Source organism: Paenibacillus sp. FSL E2-0178 (assembly GCF_038593005.1).
Lineage (GTDB): Bacteria > Bacillota > Bacilli > Paenibacillales > Paenibacillaceae > Paenibacillus_AQ > Paenibacillus_AQ phytohabitans.
The window spans coordinates 2,195,109-2,221,493 of record NZ_CP151953.1 but is presented as its reverse complement, the minus strand read 5'-3'; the positions used below and the strand labels follow the sequence as shown (position 1 = coordinate 2,221,493).

Annotated in this window: 17 protein-coding genes; 13 read left to right on the top strand and 4 right to left on the bottom strand. The window is 52.6% G+C overall.

From position 1 onward, the window contains the following. Window positions 1–12: 12 nt before the first annotated feature. From MHI42_RS09990 to MHI42_RS09980, 3 genes are all read left to right on the top strand, one after another. The gene (locus MHI42_RS09990) at window positions 13–942 is read left to right on the top strand and encodes a carbohydrate ABC transporter permease (RefSeq protein WP_171715625.1); all 930 of its coding nucleotides are present in this window, start codon (window positions 13–15) and stop codon (window positions 940–942) included. A 64-nt stretch (window positions 943–1,006) separates the two neighbouring features. Next, entirely contained in the window at window positions 1,007–2,590 is a 1,584-nt protein-coding gene (locus MHI42_RS09985; RefSeq protein ID WP_305954182.1) for an ABC transporter substrate-binding protein, read from the top strand. A 119-nt stretch (window positions 2,591–2,709) separates the two neighbouring features. Continuing rightward, window positions 2,710–5,073 (top strand): beta-galactosidase, encoded by a 2,364-nt coding sequence (locus MHI42_RS09980; RefSeq protein WP_342423668.1) that lies wholly within the window; start codon window positions 2,710–2,712, stop codon window positions 5,071–5,073. 1,496 nt (window positions 5,074–6,569) lie between these two features. Here the strand turns inward: MHI42_RS09980 and MHI42_RS09975 are convergent. Together MHI42_RS09975 and MHI42_RS09970 are read right to left on the bottom strand one after the other, a co-directional pair. Further along, on the bottom strand, window positions 6,570–7,406 hold the full coding sequence (locus MHI42_RS09975; RefSeq protein WP_042135350.1) for a carbohydrate ABC transporter permease: 837 nt from the start codon (window positions 7,404–7,406) through the stop codon (window positions 6,570–6,572). Then, window positions 7,406–8,296 (bottom strand): sugar ABC transporter permease, encoded by an 891-nt coding sequence (locus MHI42_RS09970; RefSeq protein WP_042135351.1) that lies wholly within the window; start codon window positions 8,294–8,296, stop codon window positions 7,406–7,408. The genes MHI42_RS09975 and MHI42_RS09970 overlap by 1 nt, the downstream gene beginning before the upstream one ends. A gap of 215 nt (window positions 8,297–8,511) precedes the next feature. Between MHI42_RS09970 and MHI42_RS09965 the strand changes: the two genes are divergently transcribed. The 5 genes from MHI42_RS09965 (at window position 8,512) to MHI42_RS09945 (ending at window position 17,111) form a co-directional block, all read left to right on the top strand. Continuing rightward, window positions 8,512–10,377 carry a sensor histidine kinase gene (locus MHI42_RS09965; RefSeq protein ID WP_171715623.1) on the top strand — a complete coding sequence of 622 codons (1,866 nt, stop codon included), beginning with the start codon at window positions 8,512–8,514 and terminating at the stop codon, window positions 10,375–10,377. Continuing rightward, entirely contained in the window at window positions 10,370–12,025 is a 1,656-nt protein-coding gene (locus tag MHI42_RS09960) for a response regulator (protein ID WP_342423667.1), read from the top strand. The genes MHI42_RS09965 and MHI42_RS09960 overlap by 8 nt, the downstream gene beginning before the upstream one ends. A 123-nt stretch (window positions 12,026–12,148) precedes the next feature. Then, window positions 12,149–13,474, top strand: coding sequence for an extracellular solute-binding protein (locus MHI42_RS09955; RefSeq protein ID WP_171715621.1), 1,326 nt, complete (start codon window positions 12,149–12,151; stop codon window positions 13,472–13,474). 368 nt (window positions 13,475–13,842) lie between these two features. Then, window positions 13,843–15,939, top strand: a complete 2,097-nt coding sequence (locus MHI42_RS09950; RefSeq protein WP_342423666.1) for an alpha-galactosidase — start codon at window positions 13,843–13,845, stop codon at window positions 15,937–15,939. A 914-nt stretch (window positions 15,940–16,853) separates the two neighbouring features. Further along, entirely contained in the window at window positions 16,854–17,111 is a 258-nt protein-coding gene (locus tag MHI42_RS09945) for an AbrB/MazE/SpoVT family DNA-binding domain-containing protein (protein WP_025708535.1), read from the top strand. A 181-nt stretch (window positions 17,112–17,292) separates the two neighbouring features. Here the strand turns inward: MHI42_RS09945 and MHI42_RS09940 are convergent, their stop codons facing one another. Together MHI42_RS09940 and MHI42_RS09935 are read right to left on the bottom strand one after the other, a co-directional pair. Continuing rightward, entirely contained in the window at window positions 17,293–17,805 is a 513-nt protein-coding gene (locus MHI42_RS09940; RefSeq protein WP_047014152.1) for a PadR family transcriptional regulator, read from the bottom strand. Between the two features lie 106 nt (window positions 17,806–17,911). Further along, entirely contained in the window at window positions 17,912–19,063 is a 1,152-nt protein-coding gene (locus tag MHI42_RS09935) for an ABC transporter permease (protein ID WP_342423665.1), read from the bottom strand. Window positions 19,064–19,257: 194 nt separating this feature from the next. Here MHI42_RS09935 and MHI42_RS09930 point away from each other — a divergent pair, with 194 nt between their 5' ends. From MHI42_RS09930 to MHI42_RS09910, 5 genes are all read left to right on the top strand, one after another. Further along, entirely contained in the window at window positions 19,258–19,986 is a 729-nt protein-coding gene (locus tag MHI42_RS09930; protein ID WP_342423664.1) for an HAD family hydrolase, read from the top strand. A gap of 272 nt (window positions 19,987–20,258) precedes the next feature. Continuing rightward, window positions 20,259–20,999: a response regulator gene (locus MHI42_RS09925; protein ID WP_171716567.1), complete on the top strand. Its 741-nt coding sequence runs from the start codon at window positions 20,259–20,261 to the stop codon at window positions 20,997–20,999. A gap of 36 nt (window positions 21,000–21,035) precedes the next feature. Beyond that, window positions 21,036–22,388: an FAD-dependent oxidoreductase gene (locus MHI42_RS09920; RefSeq protein ID WP_342423663.1), complete on the top strand. Its 1,353-nt coding sequence runs from the start codon at window positions 21,036–21,038 to the stop codon at window positions 22,386–22,388. A 491-nt stretch (window positions 22,389–22,879) separates the two neighbouring features. Beyond that, a complete protein-coding gene (locus MHI42_RS09915; RefSeq protein ID WP_245648246.1) occupies window positions 22,880–24,163 on the top strand; it encodes a citrate transporter in 1,284 nt (427 codons plus the stop codon). A 70-nt stretch (window positions 24,164–24,233) separates the two neighbouring features. Then, window positions 24,234–26,378, top strand: a complete 2,145-nt coding sequence (locus MHI42_RS09910; protein WP_342423662.1) for a hydantoinase/oxoprolinase family protein — start codon at window positions 24,234–24,236, stop codon at window positions 26,376–26,378. The last annotated feature ends 7 nt before the right edge of the window (window positions 26,379–26,385 follow it).

Sequence of the window (26,385 nt, the reverse complement as noted above, 5' to 3'; positions counted from 1 at the left end):
AGGTCAACCGAAATGAGTTCAACTACTGCAAACATGAAAACTCCGGAGGTTATCCGGAAGCGCGGCAATAAAGACAAGATGATACTGGCCATTATCGGCTACGTGACGCTTACTGTGCTCGCTATATTCTGTATCTTCCCCTTCATTCTGGTCGTGTCCTCCTCTTTGAGTGAGGAGAGCACGATTATCGAAAAAGGGTTCCAGATCTTCCCGTCCGCGTTCTCGACAGAGGCCTACAGCCTGCTGTTCAAGTATCCGGAGGAAATGCTCAGAGCTTACGGCATAACCATATCCGTAACCGCCATTGGTACATTGTTCGGCTTGTTCCTGACTTCGATGACGGCCTATGTGCTGTCCCGGAGAGATTTCAAATGGCGCGGCCGCTTCTCCTTCTTCTTCTTCTTCACTACACTGTTCAGCGGCGGTCTGGTCCCTTGGTACCTGATGATTGTCAACTATCTGCATCTTAAAGATACCTTGCTGGTGCTGATCCTTCCTTTGCTGATGAACGTGTTCTACATTATCGTCATGAAATCGTTCATGAGCAGCATCCCGGATGCCATTACAGAATCCGCCAAGATTGACGGCGCAGGAGATTTCCGGATTTTCATGCAGCTGATTGTGCCTTTGTCCAAGCCTGCCCTGGCTACCATCGGCCTGTTCATTGCTCTGGCTTACTGGAATGACTGGTACAACGCACTCTTGTTCATCTCCAAATCAGAGCTGATGCCGCTGCAGTATTATCTCTACAAAATGCTCGGCAATATGGATGGCATGCGCAAGGCGATGATGGCCTCCGGCGCAGTTGTGAATACGGATCTGCCTACGGAGAGTCTGAAGATGGCCATGACCATTGTGGCTACAGGACCGATCCTGCTTGCTTATCCGTTCATCCAGAAATATTTTGTAACCGGACTTACGATTGGTGCAGTCAAAGGATGAACACAGGGCAACCTGGTTATCAATATAAACCCAATACTATTTTGAATTAGGGGGAACATCGGTCATGATGAAAAATAAGACAAAGAAACTTACAGTTACGCTTGCAACAATGATGGCACTGGGTACCATTCTCAGTGCATGCGGCGGCAATAACAACGCCAATACAGGTGCAGAGGCTACGAAGGCTCCGGCAACGGCTACAGAAGGGGCAGCTGCGAATCCCGGCGCTCCGGACACTTCCAAAGAAGTGAAGCTGAAGATGCTGCTGATCGGCGGCCAGCCGGGGGACTATGACAAGGTGTTCGGAGAGCTGAACACGAAATTGAAAGAAAAAATCAATGCCACCGTGGAGACAGAATTCCTCGACTGGTCGGATTGGACACAGAAGTACCCGTTGAAATTTGCGGCTAATGAAGATTTTGACCTTGTGTATACTGCCAACTGGGCACTCTATAACGATCAGGCGCTCAAAGGCGGTTTCCTGGAGCTGACGGATGATCTGCTGTCGACTTACATGCCGCAGACTTGGGAAGCGATGCCTAAAGTGAACTGGGAGCAAGCCAAAGTGGACGGCAAGCTCTTCATGGTTCCGAACAACAACGTTGAGGTTACCGATAAAGTGGTTCTGTACCGTGAGGATCTGCGCAAGAAATACAATCTTCCTGAAATCAACAGCCTTGAATCCTATGCCACTTACTTGAAAACGGTTGCCAAAGAAGAAACTGGAATTACTGCATACGGTGCCAAACCTGCCGACGGCTGGAAATGGCATGAGCTTGACCAGGCTACGCTGGAGCAGAACAATGACTGGAACCTTGTAGATGCTAACCTGCTGCCGCTGGCTTACAAGCTGGATGATGCAACCGGCAAAATTTTCAACATCTATGACACACCTGAATTCAGAGAACTGCTTACCTACTACAAGGATCTTGCAGACAACGGCGTATGGTCCAAAAACGTAGTCAGCAACAAAAATGACGTATGGCAGGATATCAAAGCTGAGAAAGTTTCCTCCTACGCTCAGAACCTGGGTACTGTAGCAGCGAACGTATCTGAAATGCGCCGTGACAAACCGGATGTGGAGCTGGCGATTGCCGACCTTACACCGGGCAAGAAGAAAATTGCAGCAATTTCGACTCAGAACGGTATGGCGATCCATGCTACTTCCAAAAACGTGGAACGCTCTCTGATGCTGATCGACCTGCTGCAGAATGACAAGGAAATTCATGACTTGACGATGTACGGCATTGCCGGAACCAACTATATTCCTGATGGCGACAAGAAATACAGTGCAGGACCCGCAGCTGCCAACTACACGGGCTTCTCGAACTGGGGCTGGAACTCCCCGCTGAACCGTCAAGATTCGGCGTATCCGGTAGAAGCAGACAACATGTTCAACAGCTGGCAGTCCAGCATCTATCACTTCCCGCTTGAAACCTTCGTCTTCGACTCCACACCGGTGAAGAACGAAGTAGCCAACATCGGTAACGTGATGCTGCGTTATGCCATTCCGCTGGAATACGGCTTGATTGATGATCTGGATAAAGGTCAGGCAGATCTGATCAAACAGCTGAAATCCGCTGGTATTGACAAGGTGCAGACAGAGCTGCAGAGCCAGATTGACGCTTTCCTGGCAGCGCAGAAATAATAGCTTAATAAGGTGAAGCTAATGTAACGGCTTCCTGGCCACTCCAGAGCATAGCTTTGGGGTGGTTTTTTTATAGACATTAACGAAGAAAACAAGCTAATTGCAGAGGAGCCGATCACATGAAGCATACGATACAAGCCCATATTGCCCCGAAGGAAATCTATCCGTCGACCCTGCGACTCGGGGGAAGCAACCCGGAGGGTGACCAGATCAGCTTCACCAATTACTACATGGAGCTTAACGGCAAGCCTTATTTCGCTATCTGCGGGGAGTTCCACTATTCACGATATCCGGAAGCGGACTGGGAGACGGAACTCCGGCAGATGAAGATGTCAGGAATCAATGTGATCGCCACCTATATCTTCTGGAATCATCATGAAGAAATAGAAGGGGAATTCGATTGGAGCGGCAACCGCAATCTCCGGAAGTTTGTGGAGCTGTGCCACGATAACGGGCTCTATGTTATCCTGCGTGTCGGTCCGTTCTGTCATGGCGAGGTCCGTAACGGGGGACTCCCGGACTGGCTGTTCGGGCGGGAATTCGATGTCCGCTCCAATGATGAAGGGTATCTGAGTTATGTAAGACGATTGTTTGCAGAGATTGGCCGGGAGGCTGATGCGCTGATGTATAAGGATGGCGGGCCGGTGATCGGGATTCAGCTGGAGAATGAATTCAATGCTGCCGCTGCGCTCTGGGAACAGACGGCGAAGCAGGGGGACGAATATCTTAGCGGAGGAATAGGCGGCGAGGAAGGTGCAGCACATATGCGCCTGCTCAAGGAGTATGCGGTGGATTCCGGCCTGATTGCGCCGATCTATACCAGCACCGGCTGGGGGGAGGCGCCGTTCCTGGAAGATGAAGTCCTGCCGCTGTATGGCGGATATGCTTATACCCCGTGGAGCATCAGTGACCCGGGTCAAACCCAGACACCGACACCTGAATATGTATTTGTGAATTTCCATGATGATCAGGCGCCGGGGGGAGAGTTCAATCCGCCGTATCCCCGGACAAAATATCCGTTTGCCTGCTGCGAGATGGGCGGCGGCATGCAGACCTGGTATCTGTCCCGGTTCCAGGTAGAACCGGAAAGTGTACTGGCCATGACCCTGATGAAGCTTGCCGGCGGCTGCAACTTCATCGGTTATTATATGTTCCATGGCGGCACGAATCCTGTGGGCAGAACAGGTTACCTGAACGAGAGCACAACGCCTAAGCTGACGTACGATTTTCAGGCACCGATTGGCGAGTTCGGACAGATCCGTGAATCTAACGGCTTGCTGCGCCCGCTGCATTATTTCCTCCGCCAATTCGCAGACCGGCTTGCTCCTATGGCAACCGTGCTTCCGGAAGGTGCAGAGGCGGTTACTCCTGATGATGCGCATACGCTGCGTTATGCTGTCCGTACGGATGGCAGGTCCGGGTTCTTATTCGTCAATAATTATCAGGATCATGTTGAGATGGATGGGCATGAAGAGGTTGTATTTGAAGTTAAGCTTGGGGAGGAGATGATCAGCTTCCCGCAGCGGAGTTCGCTGACCGTCAAGCCCAAGGCTGCATTCCTGCTGCCGTTCAACTTTGCTCTGGATGGGCTGAATCTTAAGTATGCAACGGCCCAGCCGGTCACCTCTGTGGAATCTGCTGAAGCCGTCACTTATTTCTTCGCGATGCCGGAGGGTGTGGATGGTGAGTTCCTGCTGGATGCGCAGGACGGTATTCTTAGTGTATCAACAGATGTCGGAACGATTGAAGGAAGCGGGAGCAGCTACAACGTACTCATTCCGCATCAGGTGTCGTCTATGATCGTAATCAAGCGTGACGGAGCCAGAGAAGTACGGATTTACGCGATGAGTGCCAAGGATGCTGCAAAGCTGTGGGAGCTGGAGGACGGCGGTCAGAGCCGGATTGTGTTCTCGGAGGTTCCGCTTGTTCAGACCCCCGAGGGCATTGAATTCCTTAGCAGCGGGCAGAATGCCTTCACGTTCCGTGAATATGCCGGTGGAGCAGTGGTGCCAGCCGCGCAGTGGAGCACGCTGCAGGCTGAAGCAGCTATCAGCGGACGGACGGAGGGCTGGTTCCGGATCTATGATGTGCAGGTTCCTCTGAAGGAGATCGCGCTTACCACGCGGCGGCTTCATGACCATAAGCTTGCGCTCGGGCTGCCGGAGGATGTTCTTCAAGGAACCGGGGAAGTGCTGCTGAGCATTGATTATACGGGGAATGTGGGCTATGCCTTTGCTGGCGGGCAATTATTCCATGATCATTTCTACAACGGCCTGCCTTGGGAGATCGGCTTGTCCCGGTTCCGCGATGTCCTCCGCAGAGGCGAGATCATCCTGGAAACCACACCGCGCCGCACGGGTGCTGTAACCTTGGCTGCTGATGCCGCTATGGCGGTGGAGAAGGTATTCGAGGGCGAAGCCATTGCTGTGTTCCACAGTGTTACGGCTACACCGGTGTACCGGGTTGCGATGAAGCTGCAGTAGTCGGCAGACGGGAGAACTAAGGGGCAAGGCCAAGACCGATAGACTATATAGAGAAAATGTGGATAAGAGCAGGACAGAGAAGTGAACGGTGTAGTGTTATGCAACAGAGAGAGAATACTGGGACGAGTAAGGACGGTAGAGGAGTAGAGAGTAGAAAAGCGGTTGGTTGTAGACTGTATATGAGGTGGATTAGCAAAGGCATATAAAGTAGCAGGAATATCCGGCTGATTGTCTGGAGTGGACGAAGCATGTGGACGGCGGTAAAAGATTTATAAGTAACATACGAACTATGGCTTCTATTGGGAAGCAACGATGGGGCACACCATTCTTTTATACGTCCTTACTTGGAAGGCAAACGTTGGGAGTGCTTGAAAGGGTGGGAGTGGCGGAGGTCGTGCGGACTGTAGGGACGTTATTATACTCGAAAAGCTGCATTATCCGCCCATGCGGACAGAGAGCCGTTAAGCTCCTGATTCCCGCCGTTTCGGACCCGAAACAGCAGGATGAGTGCATCTGAGCCGCAACGAGAAAAAGAGGCCAATATTGGCGAAATAAAGTAAAGTCATCTGAGCGACTAGAATAGAGTCCGTTACGCCTTGCCGGCGGGCGGGCTTTTTTTCTGTATAGGGAATTATGAACTTCGTCTGTTGTGGATAAGTTTCTTTGGAATTTGGAGCAGCTCCGTTGGAAGGACGAGTGTGTGCTTGCTCAGGCACAGAAGTCGGCAGGATGGGGAAATCAAAGGGATAAATCCCTCTATTTCCGCCGAAAGTAGGCGGAATGTGAAAATTAAAGGGATAAATCCCTCTAATTCCGCCGAAAGTGGGCGGAATGGAGAAATCAAAGGGATAAATCCCTCTAATTCCGCCGAAAGTACGCGGAATGGGGAAATCAAAGGGATAAATCCCTCTAATTTCCCTGAATACGGGCCAAAGGAGCAAATGAGGGGCATTAGTGCCCTTGAATTCCCCAAATGAGAGCCAAAGGAGCAAATGAGGGGCATTAGTGCCCTTGAATTCCCAGAATGAGAGCCAAAGGAGCAAATGAGGGGCATTAGTGCCCTTGAATTCCCCAAATGAGAGCCAAAGAAGCAAATGAGGGGCACTAGTGCCCTTAAATTTACATAAGCTGCACAGGCTCCATAAGCCGCATAAGCCCAGCTAGTTTCTCCCGTCAGGGTGACTTTTTTGTTGAGGTTTGTAGATGTTTTCCAGCTTGAACAGCGGAGAGGACGGAACGATTGTGTACCAGCGGTAGCGACCGTCTGAAAGCTTTCCGCAGGAAAGCTCACTTCGGAAGCATAAGCAGTCTCCAGATTTTCACCACTAAGAAGAATAAATATAATTTGGACACAAGAGCGATGGGGACAACGGTCCGTTCACACAGCATCCTCACAACACAAACGTAGATCCTGCACAACAGCAAAAGGCACGGCCAAGCGAAATCCGCTTAGCCGTGCCTTATTTGCGGCGCGGGGTGAGGAGCAGGGTCAGGGATCAGCCCTTAACAGCCCCGGCAACTACACCTTTGACGATGTACTTTTGCAGGAAGATGAAGACAACGATGGATGGCAATACGGCCATTACCATGGCGGTCATGGCATACTGCCAGTCCGAGGTATATTGACCGACGAAGGTGTAAGCGGCCAGTGTCAATGTCTTTGTATCCGGCGAGCCGTTAACCATCAGCAGCGGGAGCAGGAAGTCATTCCAGATCCACATCACGTCGATGATGACGATGGTGGTGGTTACCGATTTCAGTAGCGGGAAGATCACGCTGAAGAACAGGCGGAAGCCGGATGCGCCGTCGATGGTCGCACTTTCATCGATCTCAGTCGGGATTCCCTTCACGAAGCCGTGGTAGATGAATACCGCCAGCGGTGCGCCGAAGCCCCAGTATAAGAGGCCCAGTCCCCAGGTGCTCTCGGACAGATGCAGGTTCTTGGCCGTCTGCAGCACAGTCAGCATGATCGACTGGAACGGGATCAGCATCGGCATAATGCACAGGAAGTAGATCACACCGCTCCATCTGGTTTTGGTCCGTGCCAGCTTATAGGCGGCGATGGAGGAGATGAAGACGATGCCGAGCAGGCCGACGCCGGTAATCACGAAGTTGTTCAGGAACAGCCGCGGATAGTTGATGAATTTCCAGACATAGGAATAGTTGCTGAAGGTCAGGTGCTTCGGCAGCGCGATAACGTCGGTCATGACCTCGCTGAAGCTTTTCAGGGAGTTAATAATCGTCAGGAACAGCGGATACAAGAACAGCAGAGACAATATGACCAAAACAACTTCCAGTATGATCTTGCCTGCCTTGTTGTTGTTTGTTTTCATTATGCCTCAACCTCTCTCCGTTTGAAGACTGTCAGCTGGATGATCGTCACGACAAGTACTGCCAGGAACAGGATAAGCGCTTTCGCCGTACCGTAGCCGTACAGATTGTTCTGGAACGTATCCCGGTAAATATCATAAGCGATGCTGTAGGTGGTTCCGCCAGGGCCGCCGCCTGTCAGCGACAGAATGACGTCGAATACCTTGATCGAGTTGGTCAGCGCCATGAAGACGGATATCGTAATCGATGGGGCAAGCAGCGGCAGCGTAATGCTGAAGAATCTTCTCATCGGACCTGCGCCGTCTACGGTAGCAGCCTCCTTAAGATCTTCCGGCACAGACTGCAGACCGGCGATGTAGATGACCAGATAGAAACCGATCGACTGCCAGATAGATACGCCTAAGATGGAGATGAACGCCAGTCCCGGTGTCCCGAGCCAGCTTAAGTCGAAGATGGCCCAGCCGGTGCTCTCACCGAGTGAGTTGAAGCCCTGCATGAAGATGAACTTCCAGATGAAGCCGACAATGACAAGACTGAGGATATAAGGGATAAAGAATGCCGCTCTCAGCCAGGAGGTGCTCTTCAGCTTCATGTCCAGCAGCACGGCCAGCAGAATCGCCAGCACGTTGACGATCACAATGTAAAGGATTGCATATTTAATCGTGAACCAGGCCGCATCGGAGAAGTTCGTATCCCCCGAGAAGATCTGTTTGAAGTTGTCCAGTCCGACGAATTTGGGATGCTTGGAAATCCCGTTCCACTTCGTCATCGAATAACGGATGGTCATGGCAAAGGGAATGTAGAATGCAACTGCGATACAGATCAGAACCGGGAGTGTGAAGATTCCGAATTCGAATTTCTCGCGCCATCTTTTGCCGAGTGTTTTTAACATGGATGCACCTCTTCTTGAGTTATAGGGTGGGAGTATTGTGCCTGGCTTGCCACACATAACCATTCCGGTTAGTCTATATTGTGTATTATAGATCAGACCCCTATACTCAAAAATGGATTTAAGAGTACAGTTAGGGGTAAAAAGGTGAACTGAGTCCGGATGACAAAAATGAGTCCGGGACTGAGGCCTGATACACCAGCGGGGAGACGGAGAACATGATTAGACGAACGCTGTACAAGCTGTTTGAGCCTTTACTGGAGCGCATTTCCCGCAGGCTGGCCAACAAACTGATTCTTTTGTTCACTATAATCATCATTCTGGTGGTAAGCTCATTGACGTACATTTCCTATGGAATGCTGCGCAAGGAATCGGTGAACAACAGTATTGCGAGCACGAGCAATAATCTGCTGCTGGTCGGACGCAATCTGGAGAGTTACCTGAGCGGAATTGAACAATTGTCCCTGCCACAGATCTCATATGATGAGTTCGCCTATGCCATCCTCCATGAATCAGAGGACTACGGCTCCAAGATGTATGTGGAGGATTATCTGAAGAATCTGTATTTCTCCCGCAATGACCTGGAGGCGGTATACCTGTACGTGATCAAGGAGCACAAGTATTATTATGTCACCAAGGAGAACTATAATATTACGGTCCGGGTGACCGAACATCCGCCGATCGACAATCTGTCCTGGTATAAGCGGGCACTGGCGAGTCCGTTCAACCGCTCCTATCAGTCTTTTGTGGAAGAAGCCCCGGCTGCGGAGAGCAGTGTGGATTATCCCGTTAACAAGGACAAGGTCTTCATGGGCTATCACCGGCTGCTGCGTTCCATTGTGTCGAGGGAGCCGCAGGCCGTACTGTCCCTATACCTTAACTCGTCGGTGACCGATGAGATTATGAAGGATATTCCGTTCAGCACCGGCCAGCATCTGATGTATATCAGCCCGGATAATGAGCCTTTTACAGTGGACGATAAGGAATTCTATCAGGGGAGCAGAGAGGCTGGGCTGCTGGACCAATTGACACCGGAGAAGAACGGGCGTGTGACGTGGTCGGATGAAGAACAGAAGTACCTGGTGATCTACGACATCAGTCAAAAAGAAGGCTGGAAGCTCGTCAAGCCGATTCCGTATACAGAAATCTATGCCGCGGCGACAACGACCCGTAAGCTGAATGTATTCATCGGCCTGCTGTTCCTGGTATTGTCCGTGGTGCTGGTCAGCGTCACTTCGAATAGAATTACGCACCCGCTGAAGAATCTGTCGCTGCAGATGAAGCGCTTCAGTACGGGGAGCTTCGATGCCGAGGCAACGGTGGAGGGTAAGGATGAGATCGCTTATCTGTCACGCCACTTCAATAAGATGGTCGAGAAGACCAATGAACTGATTAATGAACGCTATAAAATGAAAATCGTGGAAAAAAATGCGGTCCTCAAAGCGCTGGAGGCCGAGATTAATCCTCATTTCCTGTATAATGCGCTGCAGGCCATCTCCACCAAGGCGCTCAAGAACAACAATGATGATATCGTCGAGATGGTCGACAATCTGGCCATGACGCTGAGATACTGCATCAGCGGGCGGGATGTTGTGCAGGCCCGGGAAGAGCTGCGGCATATTGAGCGTTATCTGGCGCTGCAGAAGGCGCGGTTTGGCAGCCGGATGCAGGTCGTGTACGACTGGGATGAAAGCCTGATGGAGCTGAGGATTCCCAAGCTGTCGATTCAGACGCTGGTGGAGAACTGCATCAAGCATGCGCTGGAAAAGGTATCCACTACGGTTACCATCCGTATTGAGGCACATGTTACCGCTACCCACAGCGTAATTTCTGTACGGGATGACGGGCCGGGAATCAATGAGGAGCGGCTGGAGCAGGTGATGAGCTCTCTGCAGATTCAGTGGGAGGACCGCGATTCGGAGGCGGAGGAAGAGGACGGCAATGAGAGCATTGGCCTGAAGAACCTTAACACCCGGCTTAAGCTCTTATATGGAGAAGAGGCGGGTTTGGCCATTCACAGCAGTGAACACGGGACACAAATGGATATGCGGCTGCCGCGGGGAGGAGTAGGACAACATGTATAAAGTGCTGATTATAGACGATGAGGAGCCTTTGCGCGAAGCGATCAATATTCTGGGGGACTGGAAGGGGCTGGGTGTCGGACAGGTTCTGGAGGCGACCAATGGCCAGGCGGGGCTGGAGATGCTGCGCCGGGAGAAATTCGATCTGGTGCTGGTGGATATGAAAATGCCGGAGCTGAGCGGTGCCCAGCTACTGCAGATCGCCGAGGAGGAGTTCCCGGATCTGCTGCTGATTGTGATCAGCGGCTACAATGATTTTGAATATACGCGCCAGGCGATCCGCTCCAAGGTGGTGGATTATCTTTTGAAGCCGGTCAACCGGACCGATCTTAACCATGCACTGCGCAAGGCGGTGGACATACTCGAAGCGAAGCGGAAGCGGGAGAGCGAGTTCATCAACCGCAATATTACACTGAATATGTCTTTGCCGAAGCTGAAGGAGAAGATGTATTTGTCCATTATAGACCGCAGCTTCAAAACCCAGTCCAATGAAGCCTTCCTGCCGCTGATCGGTGCGGACGGGGCGGCCAGCCATTTCGCTGTAGGTATTCTGCGGATGCTTAATCTGGAGCAGGTGCGTAAAGAAAGATTTCATGAGGACCGGGATCTGCTGCATTTTGCCGTAACTAATGTAATGAATGAGAACAGTGACGGACAGTTTGAGTCGTTCAGCTTTGCCAGTCCCAAGGGGGAGCGGGAGTTTATCGCTATCTTTACGATGAAAGGCGGATATGGGGCGGACGCTGCCTTTCTGTCTCTGCATCATATGAAGAAGGCCGCAGCTACGCTGAAGGAGCTGTTCGGCATCGTCTGTGCCGGCGGAATAGGTGATCCGTACAGCGATCTCCTGAGTATTGCCGGTTCTTATGAGCAGGCCAAAGAGGCACTGGACCGGATTGACCTGCTGAGCATGAAGGACAGCATGATCCTGCAGAGCGGCGGCAGCATGATGGAGAAGCCGGCGTCCAGGGACAATCCCTCACTGACCGGGCGGATGCCGCAGATCCGCAGCAGCCTGGAGAGCGGGAACGTGAACCATGCGCGCAACATTTTCAGCGAGTTTGTCTCCAAGTGGAAGAGTGCGGAGCATTTCACGCTGGGTGAAGCGGACAGAACACTACAGGAATTCATTATTCTCCTCAATGAGATTGCTGCACAGTTGGATGCAGTGCCGCCGCAGATCCGCAGCAGCAAGGATAAGGGGCTGAATGCCCTGGGCATCCGCAGCGATTTTGCCTCCTTTGAACAGTTTGAGCGTGTACTTAACCAAATATTCGACGTTTATTCCGGAGAGATCAGCCGGACGTTATCCGGAGACCGCAGCAGCGTGCTGGAAAATATTAAAGCATACATTGATAACCATTATTTTGAGGATATTAAGATATCGATGTTCACGGATAAATATTTCCTGAGCAGAGAATACTTGATGAAGCTGTTCAAGGGGCAGTACGGATACGGCATTCATGAGTATGTGCAAAAGGTGAGAATGGACAAAGCCAAAGCACTGCTGTCCGATCCCGGCCTCAAAATTCAGGATATTTCCGAAATGCTGGGGTACAAGGATAAGAACTATTTCAGCAAGGCGTTCCGCAATTACTACGATTGTTCACCTTCTGAATTCCGGCTGCAGCTGCCTGGGGTAGAAAAGTGAAACGGTTACATGAACACACTTTTTTACCCTCATAAGTTCACTTATGTACATTCTTATCCTTTTTCTTTTTATTTAGAATGATGAGCAAGACCACAAGATGCATAAGGAAAAGGGGGCAACATCATGTTAAAACGATTTATGGCACTATCTGCGAGTCTGCTGCTCGTCGGCGGACTGCTGGCCGGTTGCGGCGGGAACAACAACAATAATGCCGCTAACAACACGGCTGGAACAAATGGAGCAGAGAATACAGCTACAGATTCTTCCAAGCCCGTCACGATTAATATGTTTACCGCATCTCCCGAGTACACAGACGCTTTCAACGCCTACATCGCTGAATACAAGAAGGTTAAGCCAAATGTAACGATCAATCTGGAAATTATGCAGGCTGACTACAATACGGTGTTAAAATCCAAAATTGCCGCAGGCAGCACGCCTGACGTGTTCCAGACTACCGCTGGCGGCGATATCGATACTTTCGCTGAATACAGTGCTGACCTCACCAATGAACCGCTGGCAGCAGCGATGACAGATGCTGTCCGCTCCAACATGAGCTCCACAGACGGCAAAGTACTGGGACTTCCGGTCAAAGGCAACCTGTTCGTCCTGATGTACAACAAGAAGCTGCTGGCAGATGCCGGCATCACTGAAGTTCCTAAGACTACCGCTGAAATGGATGACGCCATCACCAAGCTCGAAGCTAAGGGCATCACGCCATTCGCCAACGCCTACAAAGAGTGGTGGGTATGGAAGCATATCTTCCAACACTTCGTTGACGCTGCAGCAACTGATGCAGGTACTGACGCTAAGACACTCGTAGCTGATTTCATCGCCGGCAAAACGACCTTCGCGGATCATCCGGTGCTGAAGGACAACTTCTTCACTTTCATTGATACGACTGTAAAACACGGAACGGACAAGCCGCTGGAACGCGACAGCAATGCTGAAGTCAGTGACTTTGCCCTTGGCAAAACAGCATTCATGACCGGTAAAGGCGCATGGGATGAAGAAGCGATTAAGAAAATCACCCCTGACTTTGATCTCGGCATCGCCGGCTACCCTGTCAGCGACAAAGCTGAGCAGTCCCAGATCATCACCGGTGCCGACCAGGCGCTGCGCATCAACAAGGATTCTGCTGTAGCAGCTGAAACAATTGAATTCTTCAACTGGCTGTACACTTCCGAATACGGTAAGAGCTGGTTCTCCACAGTAGCTAAGGTTATTCCTCCAATCAAGGATGCACCGATGCCTGACCTGCAAATGCCTAAGGAAATGGAAGAAATCCTCAAAACCGAGAAATCCGGCGACCTGTCGGTGAACTACTCACTGGATACGTTCCACCAGAAATTCGGTGAATTGATGCAGGCTTATATCGGCGGCAGCAAGACTAAGGATCAAGCGATTGATGAAATTCAAAAGGCCTGGATTCAATTCGGGTCCGCTCAATAAAAGCTTTAGTACCGGGAGGGCCTCCGAAGTAGAATTATTACTGAGGGGGCCTTCTTTCTATGCAACACCGATTTCAGAGCGGTGGGCGGCAAGTGGCTGGACGTAACTGCGGTGAATGTTCGGGCTTCCGGCCGCTGTTATGTTTGGATTTCTTGATTTAAACTGCTGTTCGCAGTGGAAATCCAAACATAAAGGCGGACGCTATCGCTCCTCCAACCCAAACTTCACCTCCGTTACTGCGCCACTTATGCAGCAACGCAGAAATCAGAAGTTACGAATACAAGAGAAGACCTTATAATCAGGGGAGACCGAGAAACAGGGAAACCAAGGAGATCAATATTAACATTTGTCAGGAGGCCAAATTAGACATGAGCAGCAAGCTGATCGATATTACCGAGAACGGACTTTATCTTACAATTGAAATAACGGAAGAACAGGATGTGCGGCTGCTGCATTTCGGGGCGGCGCCGCTTGAAGCGGGAAGGATCGAAGAGAAGAGCAAGGTGGGCTTTCGGCTGCTGGAGCTTCAGCTGTCCGGGGAAGACCGGGCGGAGTATCACGGGCGGACGCACCGTGCATCGTATCCGGGGCTGCGTATGGTGTATGGCGGGCACAACGATACGATGAATCCTCTGGGACGTAAGCTGGAGATTACACTCGTTGATCCGTTGACAGGAGTGAAGGCGGTACAGCATTATCAGTTCTATACAGGCGTGCAGATTGTGCGCTCCTGGACAGTACTGCGCAATGAAGGGGATGCGGCTGCTGCGGTCGAGTACATTTCTTCGTTTGCGCTTACTGGAGTGGACAAAGAGGGCAGCAAGGACCGCAATGAGAAAATCGAAGTGAGCCTTGCTCACAGCGGCTGGCAGAGTGAGCTGCAGTGGAAGAGCTACAGCCTGCCGGAGCTGGGCATGTCCCATCTGGCCGACCGCGGCTCGAAGCGGATTGCCGCCAGCAATACCGGCTCCTGGTCGGCGGCTGAGCTGCTGCCGATGGCGGTACTGCAGAACAAGGAGAGCGGGACAAGCCTGTTCTGGCAGATTGAGCACAACGGCTCCTGGCACTGGGAGCTGACGGACCAGTACGACCAGCTCACGCTGCTGGTCAGCGGGCCTACGGAGCATGACAATCATTGGTGGCTGAAGCTGGCCCCGGGCGAAGAATTCACCTCTGTGCCGGTTGCCGCAGGCGCTGTGCAGGGCGGCTTCCAGGGCGCGGCAGAGCAGCTGACCGCGTACCGGCGGATCATCCGCAGACCGAATGAGGACAATGAGCTGCTGCGGATTATTTTTAACGACTACATGAACTGTCTGTGGGGAAGTCCGACGACGGAGAAGCTGCTGCCGCTGATTGATGCCGCCGCCGATGTCGGCTGTGAATACTTCTGTATCGACGCCGGCTGGTATGCCCCGGGTGAATGGTGGGACGGCGTGGGCCAGTGGGAGCCGTCGACCGAGCGGTTCCCGGAAGGCATCAAATATGTGCTGGACTATATCCGCAGCAAAGGGATGATTCCCGGACTTTGGCTGGAGCTGGAGGTTATGGGCATCAACAGTCCGAAGCTGGCTGAGACTGATGACAGCTGGTTCTTCATGCGCCACGGCAAGCGGGTGAAGGACCGCAGCCGGTATCAGCTGGATTACCGCAGCCCTAAGGTTATAGAGCATGCCGATGGCGTCATTGCCCGGCTGGTGGAAGAATACGGCGTCGGTTATATCAAGATGGATTACAACATCAACGCAGGGATCGGCACAGAGACGGATGCGGACAGCTTCGGGGATGGTCTCCTGCAGCATAACCGGGCCTATCTGGCCTGGCTGGACAGTATCTTCGTCCGTTACCCGCAGCTGGTGATCGAGAACTGCTCCAGCGGCGGCATGCGGATGGACTATGCCATGCTCAGCCGCCACAGCATCCAGTCGACCAGCGACCAGGAGGATTATGTGCAGTATGCGGCTATTGCCGCAGGCTCCCCGGCAGCGCTGACGCCGGAGCAATCGGCCGTCTGGTCGTACCCGCTGCGCGAAGGCGATGATGAAGAGGTCATCTTCAACATGGTCAATGCGCTGCTGCTCCGTGTCCACCAGAGCGGGCATCTGGCCGAGCTTGCACCGCAGCGCAGGGCCCTGGTGAAGGAGGCGCTGGATTATTACAAATCCATCCGCGCCCATATCCCGCAGGCGTTCGCCTTCTGGCCGCTCGGTCTGCCGGACAGCAGCGGAGAGTGGGTCAGCTTCGGTCTGCGCCACGGAGATATCCGCTATATTGCCGTATGGCGGATTGCCGGAGATGCAGCCGGGATTACGCTGCCCGTCCCTGAGCTGAAGGGACAGGCCGCAGAGGCCCGCTGCGCCTATCCGCAGGCGCATGGCTCCGAATGGAGCTGGAACCCGGCGGAAGGCAGCCTGAGCGTCTCACTGCCGCCGGGCAAGACTGCGAGGCTCTTCGAGCTTCGGTCTTAGGATTAACCCTCAATAAGAAACGCCCCCTCAAGGGCTGGAGGATAGTACTCCAGCTATATGAGGGGGTATTTTTATTGATAGGGAAATCAACCGTCTGAATTAACGGTCTGATTCCGCCGAACCCGTTGTTCGATTCACTTCCCGCGATTTTGTGTATAGACGAAGCAGACGTTGTAACGGTCCGGTAAATATAGGAAGTGGAAAAAGGTATCTTATTTTGCCCGTTTACAGAGTTTTGGATCTATTAAGTGGAAAAAGATCATTTAATTACCGCCCATATTACAAACCGAGTAAATTAGGCGTGATTTAAGTGTCATTTTTCCAACTCTTGTTCCGGCAGAGGGACTTGAGCCAGTATTAAGTGCCTTTTATCCAACTGTTCTCGAAGCGGATCATGGACAACAATAAAAGGTGGGGGCAGAAGAGCAGAAGAGCAGAAGAGTAGAAGAGTAGAAAGGCAGAAGAGCAGAAGAGCAGAAGAGTAGAAGAGTAGAAAGGCAGAAGGGCAGAAGGGCAGAAGGGCAGAAGGGCAGATGGGAAACGGGAACGGGAGCGGGAACAATTATGAACATGTTCATGAACATGAACAGACATAGGAACGGAGTCGCAGCGGGTAGGCTAACCTGAAGCTCAAAACTACTAAAATCAAGGTTTTTTCTAAAATTTAAATAAAAAACTGTCAATCCGAGAGGATATTGGATAAAATATGATTTAGGCTATTATTTTGTCGAATATACTCTAAACTTTGTCGAATAATTTGTCGATATATATCAAAAGATGTAGAAATAAAATTGACAGGAAAGAAATAGCACTTTACAATGCAGATATAGCATAATCATTTCTACTATTTAGAAGCTTTGATAGCTTTTAACACTGAATGATGAATCAAGCGTTATTTCAAGGGAGGATGCATAATGATGAAAGCAACAGGTATTGTAAGAAAAGTAGATGAACTGGGACGTATCGTGATTCCGATTGAACTACGCAGAACGATGGGAATTGACATAAAAGACCCGCTCGAAATTTTTGTGGACGGCGAAAAGATCATTCTCAGAAAATATGAACCTACTTGTATCTTCTCCGGAAGTGCCGAGAACCTGATCAACTTCAAAGGCAAAATGGTCAGCAAAGACGTTCTCGACGAACTGATTGCTAGCTTCGACCACGTATAAGTTTTGTTCTGAACCGCACCATAAATAATGACAGCAGGGACCGCAGCGCAGGCACTTTAACAGTGTTTGCACTCCGGTCCCTTTTAAATAGCATAAATAAAGACGGCAGCTCCCGGGCTTAGGCTTAGGAGGACTGCCGTCTTGTGTTGTTTGCGGATCTATGCGCGGCTATGCTGATAGTTCAGCTCTCCAGCGCACTCTGCACTCTTCGGATAAAAGCATCGTATTGCACCAGCCCCAGCTCAATACAGAGCTTCTGGGAGGGCGTCAGCTTGCCGATCTTGTCCAGCTCCTGCAGCTTATGCTCCAGATCCTCGTACATCTCCTGTTTGGCCCGGAGGGCTTCGCGGAGCAGGGTGTGCATCGTCTCTTCATCCGCCATGTCCCCGAAATACAGATGCATCAGGAAGTCGGAACGGAGCACCTCCTTCTCCGCAGGCTGACGTAAATACTTCTGGAAATGCTGTTCACCGTCGGGGGTAATTGTAAACAAGTTCTTATCCGGTTTGCCTTCCTGGCGTACCGCTTCCCTGGAGATCAGCCCCAGCTTCTCCATCTTGCTTAAGGTGGGGTAGATCGTGCCGAAGCTTGCATCGAAGAAGAAGGAGAAATACTCCTCGAAATGCCGCTTAATATCATAGCCCGAATGGGGCTTCTCACTCAGAATCCCGAGTATTACATCTTGAATGTTCATGAACATCTGCCGCTCCTCTCTCTCCTTCCTACCATATCACATCTGTGCTGCCGGACTCAATTTGAACTGGCGGAAGGTGTCTGGACCATAGATGCTTCGCAGGTACTCAGGCATTGGCTGCCGCTTCGGCCCGGATTGCACCTTTCTCCCGGCGGAGCAGGGTAAGCAGCACACTGCCTGCTGTTGCAACAGCGGCAATATAGAGCAGCGCCGTCACGTCGTGCATTATACCCTCACCGCCTATGACGAGATCCAGCATGCCGTCCACAGCATAGTAAGCAGGGAAGAACTGGCCGACCGACTGGTAAAAGGGGGACAGTATGTCCCGGGGAATCGTTGCCCCGGAGCTCAGCATCTGCATGGACAGCAGCGCAATGTTCAGCCACGCTCCGGCATCGCCGAGCAGCACAAGACTGAGATTGGCGACCGTCATGCAGGAGAGGATGACAACAAATTCGAACATCCACAGGCTGAGGAAGCCTTGCGAGGAGTGGATACCGAGAGTGTTCAGCAGTGAAGTGCTGATGAGTGAGCCGGCAAGTGCAGTGCCGGCCATCAGCACATACCGGGCGCTAAGCCGCTGCCATTTGCCGGCAGCAGCGGCCAGACTGGCGGAGGCCTTGCTCAGGTTCATGGCCAGCAGCATGCCGCCGGTGAAGGAAGCCGTAACGACCATTAGCGGAACCATGGTTTCAGCGAAGTTGGTAGCCGGATTCACAATCTGGATATCGGAGCTGATCCGGCTTGCTGCGCTGCTTCGAATCATTGCGGCTTCTGCCTCCGGCAGCTTCAAAGCTGTGAGCACGCCGCCAAGTCCCGCAGCACTGCTCTTTGCATCCAGGGCAGCAGTGACTTTGGCCGCTACGCCCTGCATGACATTCGAGACCATTTGCGGATTGGATTCGTTCAGATAATAGCGGATCTTGGCCCCGGACGAAGGCTCGCTTAGTGAAGCGGTGAAGCCCTGGGGAAGCTCAATAATCATCCGGAGGGAACGATGCCCGAGCCGGTCCTGCGCCTCTGCCAGAGAGAGGCCCTTCACCTGCTCGAAGTTAAGGGACGCCGATATATTGTCGGCGATGGACTGGGCAGCGCTGCCGTCTCCGTTAACAATGGCGATCGGCAGCTGATCTACCCGGTCGGTGACATGATCGTAGCCGGTGATCCAGATGAGGCTGAAAAAGACCTGGAACAGCAGCGCAGTAATAATCCCGACGATGGTTACGGGTTGTTTGAGAAACTGAATAATTAATTTCATTGTGTAAACACTCCTTATATCAATGTGATATATAACAATATGAAATATATCATCATGAAATAATAAAATCAATACGTATTCTTGGGTTCGTAGACAATACGTGCTGCTTTCCTATATCATTAAAGCGTGTTATGGAAGCTCCAGATAAACTAGAGAGTCAGAGGCAGAACAATTTGGAAGGGATGGGTCACCTTATGAGTTATGAAGAACAGACACAGGCAGAGCACGGGCAGCTGCCGAAATTGAAAAAACCGGAAGCTATCGTATTTGATATGGATGGTACGCTGTTCCAGACGGAAAGCCTGCTATTGCCGGCCTATCATAAAATGTTTGATATCCTGCGCGAGGAAGGGCTGTATTCCGGGCCTACTCCGCCGGAGGAGCGCATTCTGGGCAGCCTTGGCATGCTGCTGGCGCAAATCTGGAAGAATGTAATGCCTGAAGCGGACGCGGCGGTGCACCGCCGGGCGGATGAGCTGCTGCTGCAGCTGGAGATTGAAGGACTGGAAGCCGGAGGGACCCTTCTGTATCCTAAGGTAGTGGAAACGCTGCGTGCGCTTCATGCGCGCGGAGTGAAATTGTTCGTCGCCAGCAACGGGCTGGAGGATTATATTCACAGCATCGTAGTGGTGCATGAGCTGAAGGAGCTGTTCGAGGGCTTATACAGTGCAGGCGGACAAGGAACGGCAACCAAGACTGAGCTGCTTGGACTTCTGCTGGACAACCACAATATCAGCAGTGCCTGGATGGTGGGCGACCGTTCCTCTGACGTGGAAGCGGGCAAGGGCAACGGGCAGACGGTAATTGGCTGCGGCTACGCCGGATTCGGACGGCAGGATGAGCTGAAGGGCTCCGACGTTATTATTTCTTCCTTCGATGAATTAATCGGGCTGTACGACAACAGCACAGCGCAAGACCTGTAAGGAAGCAGATCCCGGAATAGTTTGTACAAAAGCAAGTACACACGGATGTCTTTACTGCCGGTTCACCGGCGTTAAGGACATCCGTTTTGGCATCAGCGGGGACGGGTACGGATAAATCTCGAAATTTCATACCTTTTCTCGAATGTGGACCGTTTCTTTGGAGGTATGCAAAATTTATACTGATAGTGTAAGCGTTTCACCAGAAGTGAACCTCTGGAGCCCGGCGAAAGCAGGCGCGGCGGACCGGACATTGTGGATTGGGAGGGATAGGCTTGCACAAGCTGTTTCTGGTTGAAGACGAAGCTCTGATCCGTTCGGGCCTCAAGCATTTGATTGAGGAGGTTATCGGCGGCTTTCAGGTGGTGGGTGAGGCAGAGAACGGAAGACTTGCGCTGGAGGCGCTCAAGAGTGTGAAGCCCGATGTTCTGATTACGGATATACGGATGAATGAAATGAACGGTCTGGAGATGATCAGGCGGGTCCGTGACCAGTACCCTGACCTGTACATTCTAATTCTAAGCGGGTATGCCGACTTTGAATATGCGAAGCAGGCGATCAAATACGGCATCAGTGATTATCTGCTGAAGCCGGTTGACCGCACGGAGCTGGCCCAGGCTCTGGGGGATTTCAGGCGCAAGCACGCAAGCCGGAGCGGCCCGGCGGACCAGCCGGAAGAGGGCGGAGCAGACCTGAAGGGCAGGCAATTGATCCGTAAAGTGAAAGAGCTGGTTGCGCAGCGGCTGGATCAGGAAATTTCACTGCAATATATGGCGGAGCAGGTGCATCTGAATCACCAGTACCTGTCGGTACTGTTCAAATCAGAAACGGGGCAGAACTTTACGGATTATGTCTCGCAGTGCCGGATGAACCGGGCCAAGCAGCTGCTGAAGGAAACGAATCTCAAAATCTATGAGGTAGCCAAATTATCAGGCTATCTAAGCTCCAAGCATTTCATGGCGGTATTCAAGGACTATACCGGCAGCACTCCCACGCAGTACAGGGAACAGCAGTAATGTAACCGTTAACTTAAAAGGGGAAAAGGAGGAGCAATGATGCGGAAATATGAAGTTGTTGTAGCAGGCGGCGGGGTTTCCGGCTCGATCGCGGCCATCGCGGCAGCAAGAGCAGGCGCCGCAACACTGATCATAGAGGCAGGAGGTTTCCTCGGCGGAACTCTAACCGCTGCGGGTGTCGGGCCAATGATGACTTTTCATGCCGGGCATAAGCAGGCTATCCAGGGGATCACTGATGAGCTGATCCAGCGGCTTCAGGCGCTCGGCAAATCACCGGGGCATATCCAAGACGCGACGAACTACACTTATTCGGTGACACCGTTCGATGCCGAAGCGATGAAATACGAGCTGGATCTGATGCTGCAGGAGAGCGGAGGCGAGGTGCTGTATCATACGATGCTGGCCGGCGCTGAAGTGTCCGGCAGACGCATTGAGTCGCTTACCCTGTGCAACAAGGCGGGGCTCAGCCGGATTACGGCGGATGTGTTCATTGATGCTACCGGAGACGGGGACTTGGCTGCCTGGTCCGGAGTGCCGTTCACCAAAGGGCGTGAATCCGATGAGCAGTCGCAGCCGATGACCCTGAAGATGAAGATGAGGGGGGTGGACACGGAGAAGATCAAGGCGTACATCCGGGAGCACCGCGAGGACTTCCCGCGCATGAACCTTGATATCACCGTGATGGACTCGGCGGCCAGATTATCTGTCGCCGGCTTCGACAAGCAGTTCCGGGAAGCCAAGTCGCGCGGCGAGATCAGTATTCCGAGAGAAGATGTGCTGTTCTTCGAGACGAGCAATCCCGGCGAGATTATCATGAATACGACACGGATTCTGGGCAAGGACAGCACAGATCCGTGGAGCCTCAGCGAAGCGGAGATTGAAGGGCGCAGGCAGTGCCGGGAGCTGGAACTCTTTTTGAAAAAGTATATTCCCGGCTTTGAAGAGTCCGTGGTAGTCTCCACAGGCCCGTCCATCGGTGTCCGCGGCTCCCGCCAGATTAAGGGCGTGTACACACTGACCGCGCAGGATATTCTTTCGGTGAAGCCCTTTGAGGACGTGATCGCCCACTCCGGCTATCCGATTGATATTCACAGCCCGGACGGTGAGGGAACCGCAACGGATCATCTGGAATGGGGGGCGATGTACGGCATCCCTTACCGCTGCCTGATCACGAACGAAATCGACAATCTGATTGTCGTCGGCAGATGCCTCTCAGCTACTTTTGAAGCCCAGGCGGCGGTGCGGACTACTCCTACAGTAGGGGCAATTGGTCAGGCGGGCGGTACTGCGGCGGCATTGGCCGTGAAAGAAGGAGTCCCCGTGCAGCAGGTGGACTATAAGGAACTGCAGCAGACACTCGTGGCGCATGGCGCTTATCTGGAGGTGTAACGGACGGAGCATGGTGCGCAAAAATAATGTCATGTACACCTTGAACTGTTAATCTTTCGGATTAGCATGCCGTGCTCCTTGCTAGAGCCGCAGGCTGGTGGCTGTGACGGGACCCGGCCTAAGCTCTAACTGTATTTTGTGCAACTAAAGCGAGCGTTTATGGCGCTGCGAAGGTTTTAATTGCATTTGATACAGTTATAATCCCCATATTCCGCAAAAGGGGACTTACCGTTATTTTTAGTTGTACAGAATACAATTATTCCGGTAAAACCGGCTTTTCGCCGACTTTTAGTTGTATGAAATACAATTAAATGCTGTTGCTCTCAAAGACCGGGAAGCGCGGCGATGATACGGAAGGTTGTCATTTTCAAGATTAATCTATACCGTTGATTTGATTCCAAGCTTGCTTGGTTTCCGATGGTAATTAAGCACAATAATTCTTATAACAACGTATATTTTACAAAACATTAGGAGGAATTGGTTTGGAAACTGTGCAGATTATCGGCATTTTACTTGTATTTATTGTGTTTGTGGGCCTGATGATGACCCGCAAGCTGACCACGCTGCTCGCCCTGCCGATGATGGCGATACTGCTGGCGGCGATCGCGGGAATCCCGCTGCTGTCCGATAACCCGGATACCTTCACCATCACCAAGGGTGTGCTCGCAGGCGGGGCCATGAAGCTGTCCACGGCCATCGCCGGACTGATCTTCGGCGCCTGGTTCGGCCAGATTCTCAGCAAGGTCGGCATCACGAAGACCATTATCCGCAAGGCTGCGGAGCTGGCCGGTGACAAGCCGCTGGCGATCGCTATTATCTTTTTCCTCGCTGCGTCTGTAATCTTCTCGGCTGCCAACGGGCTGGGCATGGTCATTCTCGTCGGAACGATTGCTATTCCCATTATGCTCACCGCCGGTCTTAAGCCGTTCGTCAGCGGCCTTGTTGTCCTGCTGGCCAATGCGGTCGGCGTGGTCTTCAACGTCTCCACCTGGGCCATTTATACGGATGTGCTAAAGGTGCCGACGAACACGATTGCTTCGTATTCACTGATCTGCGCTGTTCCGCTGATTGTCATTGCCTTGATAATGATCGTCTACTATACCCGCAAAGACGGCAAGGTCCGCCGCGCCTGGGCCATGCCGCTCAAGCCGGAATTCCAGGCTCAGGATACCAAGAACGTAAGAGCCATTGCGCTCATCAGCCCGCTTGTTCCGGTGCTGCTGGTATTTTTCCTGAAGGTTGATATTGTGTCTGCAGTCTTCATGGGGGCGGTTGTCACATTGCTGCTCGCCACACCTAAACGTCCTATCCATGTGCTGTCGAGTGCGCTGGTGGAAGGGATTCAGGATGTGGCCGGTGCCCTCGGGCTGATGATCGGGATCGGGATGCTGCTCAGCGCGGTAACTGCACCTCCGGTGGCGTTGCTGATTCAGCCGCTGATCGAAGGCATTATTCCAACCAGTCCGCTGATGTACATTCTCGTCTTCACTTTGCTGTCTCCGCTTGCGATTTACCGTGGACCGCTTAACGTCTGGGGACTCGGCAGCGGAATCGCGGCACTGATTGTTGCCGGAGGCATGGCACCAGTTGCGGCTATGCTGGCACTGCGTATCGTGAGCAATCTGCAGGCTGTCAGCGATCCGACCAACTCCCACAATGTCTGGATCGCCGACTACACCAAGACGGATATTATTGAAACGCTGCGCAAAACCCTGCCATGGATGTTCGCGGCTGTGATGATCTCGATGATTATCGCGGGTCTGACCGTTTTCTAGATTAAGCTCTGGTTAGGCGAATACAGATTGCAGATTAGAGACATAAGCTTCATGGAGAGGAGAACCTGCTATGAACAATAAACAAATCAGGATCGGCATCGATGTCGGAGGAACCTTCACGGATGCCGTTGCGATAGACAATGAGACTTTTGAGGTGCTGTCCAAGGTCAAAATGCCCACAACACATCACGATGAACGCGGAGTCGCCAGCGGGATTGTCCAGATCATTCAGCGGATTATGAGCGAGAACGGCATTCTTCCCGGTGATATCAAGTTCATCGCCCACGGGACGACGCAGGCCACCAACGCTCTGCTCGAAGGAGACGTTGCCCGTGTCGGCATCGTGGGGATGGGCACGGGCCTCGATGCCCGCAGTGCCCGCTCCGAGACTAATGTGGCGAATATCGAGCTGGCTGCCGGTAAATATCTTACCACCTATCACAAGTTCATTGATTCCAAGGAACTGACGCCGGAAACCATCGATGCGGCGATTGATCAGCTGCTCGCCCAGGGTGCAGAGGTTATTGTGGCCTCGGAAGCCTATAGTGTCGATGATCCGGCCAACGAGCTGAGAGTGATGGAAGCGGCGCGCAGCCGGGGAGTGTACGCTACTGGAGGACATGAAATCTCCCAGCTGTACGGGCTGAAGACGCGGACCCGCACAGCGGTCGTCAATGCGAGCCTGATTCCGAAGATGATGGAGACCGCCAACATGACTGAGCAGGCCGTCAAAGAAGCGGGGATTACCTCCCAGCTGATGATCATGCGCTGCGATGGCGGTGTCATGAGCATCGACGAGGTGCGCAAGCGTCCGATTCTGACTATGCTGTCAGGGCTGGCGGCCGGTGTGGCCGGCGCCCTGATGTATGAGAAGATATCGGACGGTATTTTCTTCGAAGTCGGCGGAACCAGCGTAGATATCTCCGTGATCAAGAACGGCAAGGTGATGATTGAGAATGCCCAGGTAGGCGGACATAAGACGTATCTGCGTTCGCTGGATGTACGGACGCTCGCCGTTGCCGGGGGCAGCATGATTCAGATCGGCGGAGGCAAAATCACGGATGTCGGACCGCGCAGTGCGCATATCGCCGGTCTGGAATACGAATGCTTCACCGGTAAGGAGAATCTGGAGCAGCCTGTCATCGGACTCGTCAGTCCGCGCCCGGGAGATCCGGATTACGTCACCGTACGCGGGGCAGGAGGACATGAATATGCGCTGACCCTGGCAGGTGCGGCGAATCTGCTCAATCATGTGCCGGAGACGGACTATGCCCGCGGGAATATGGAGAGCACAAGAATAGCCTGGCAGGCGCTGGGTTCCCGGCTCGGCATGTCTGCGGAAGACGCAGCAAGGGCGGCAATGGATATTGCCATCCGTAAGGTGATGGCGGTTGTGAACCAGATGATCAGCGATTATGAGCTGGACACCGGGTTTGTTACGCTGGTGGGCGGCGGCGGAAGCGGAGCAGTGCTCGTTCCGGCAATGGCGGCGAGCGAAGGCTTCAAGCACCAGATCGCCAATAATGCGCCGTATATCTCCACGATCGGCGTTGGGATGGCGATGGTCCGCGAGCAGATCGAGAAGACTGTGGTCGGTGCGACAGAGCGGGATATCAAGCTGATCCGGGCGGAGATTATGGAGAAAATCGTCCAGTCCGGAGCGAATGAAGCTACGGTTGACGTGACGATCGAGATCGATTCGCAGCGCAATATTCTGCGGGCGATCGCCACCGGCTCGACCGAGCTGCGCTCGAAGGATCTGGCCAGCCGCGAGGTGCCCGTGAATGAGCTGATGCTGACGGCGGCGGAAGCGCTGGGCCAGCCAGCCGGCCAGACGGAGCTGAAGGCGGCCTCCGGCAGATGGTTCCTGTTCGAGTCGAGCGAGATCAAGAAGTCCATGTTCGGGCTGGTGAAGAAGAAGCTCAGCCATGTCGGCGTGCTGGACCGCGAGGGCGTGGTGCGATTTAAGAAGACGAATGCGTATCATCTGGCTTTTTTGAAGAAGAATATGGCCGACAGGTTTGCCTCGTTCCTGGAGGAGAATACAATCTATTCGGATGCTAATGCGACGATCCCGAAGACCTTTATCTTCTATAAGGAAAAAATGCTCGATCTGACCGGGATGCAGACCAAGGAGCAGCTGTTCTCCATTCTCGAAGTGGAAACCCAGCTGCTTGAGGACAACAGCGAAATGCTCGCTGTCGTCTATCAGTAGGAGGTGT

What these genes read in the sequence shown, in the direction of transcription:
- MHI42_RS09990 (WP_171715625.1), top strand. Translation starts at nt 13, where the DNA reads ATGAGTTCAACTACTGCAAACATGAAAACTCCGGAGGTTATCCGGAAG.
- MHI42_RS09985 (WP_305954182.1), top strand. Translation starts at nt 1,007, where the DNA reads ATGATGAAAAATAAGACAAAGAAACTTACAGTTACGCTTGCAACAATG.
- MHI42_RS09980 (WP_342423668.1), top strand. Translation starts at nt 2,710, where the DNA reads ATGAAGCATACGATACAAGCCCATATTGCCCCGAAGGAAATCTATCCG.
- MHI42_RS09975 (WP_042135350.1), bottom strand. Translation starts at nt 7,406, where the DNA reads ATGAAAACAAACAACAACAAGGCAGGCAAGATCATACTGGAAGTTGTT.
- MHI42_RS09970 (WP_042135351.1), bottom strand. Translation starts at nt 8,296, where the DNA reads ATGTTAAAAACACTCGGCAAAAGATGGCGCGAGAAATTCGAATTCGGA.
- MHI42_RS09965 (WP_171715623.1), top strand. Translation starts at nt 8,512, where the DNA reads ATGATTAGACGAACGCTGTACAAGCTGTTTGAGCCTTTACTGGAGCGC.
- MHI42_RS09960 (WP_342423667.1), top strand. Translation starts at nt 10,370, where the DNA reads ATGTATAAAGTGCTGATTATAGACGATGAGGAGCCTTTGCGCGAAGCG.
- MHI42_RS09955 (WP_171715621.1), top strand. Translation starts at nt 12,149, where the DNA reads ATGTTAAAACGATTTATGGCACTATCTGCGAGTCTGCTGCTCGTCGGC.
- MHI42_RS09950 (WP_342423666.1), top strand. Translation starts at nt 13,843, where the DNA reads ATGAGCAGCAAGCTGATCGATATTACCGAGAACGGACTTTATCTTACA.
- MHI42_RS09945 (WP_025708535.1), top strand. Translation starts at nt 16,854, where the DNA reads ATGATGAAAGCAACAGGTATTGTAAGAAAAGTAGATGAACTGGGACGT.
- MHI42_RS09940 (WP_047014152.1), bottom strand. Translation starts at nt 17,805, where the DNA reads ATGAACATTCAAGATGTAATACTCGGGATTCTGAGTGAGAAGCCCCAT.
- MHI42_RS09935 (WP_342423665.1), bottom strand. Translation starts at nt 19,063, where the DNA reads ATGAAATTAATTATTCAGTTTCTCAAACAACCCGTAACCATCGTCGGG.
- MHI42_RS09930 (WP_342423664.1), top strand. Translation starts at nt 19,258, where the DNA reads ATGAGTTATGAAGAACAGACACAGGCAGAGCACGGGCAGCTGCCGAAA.
- MHI42_RS09920 (WP_342423663.1), top strand. Translation starts at nt 21,036, where the DNA reads ATGATGCGGAAATATGAAGTTGTTGTAGCAGGCGGCGGGGTTTCCGGC.
- MHI42_RS09910 (WP_342423662.1), top strand. Translation starts at nt 24,234, where the DNA reads ATGAACAATAAACAAATCAGGATCGGCATCGATGTCGGAGGAACCTTC.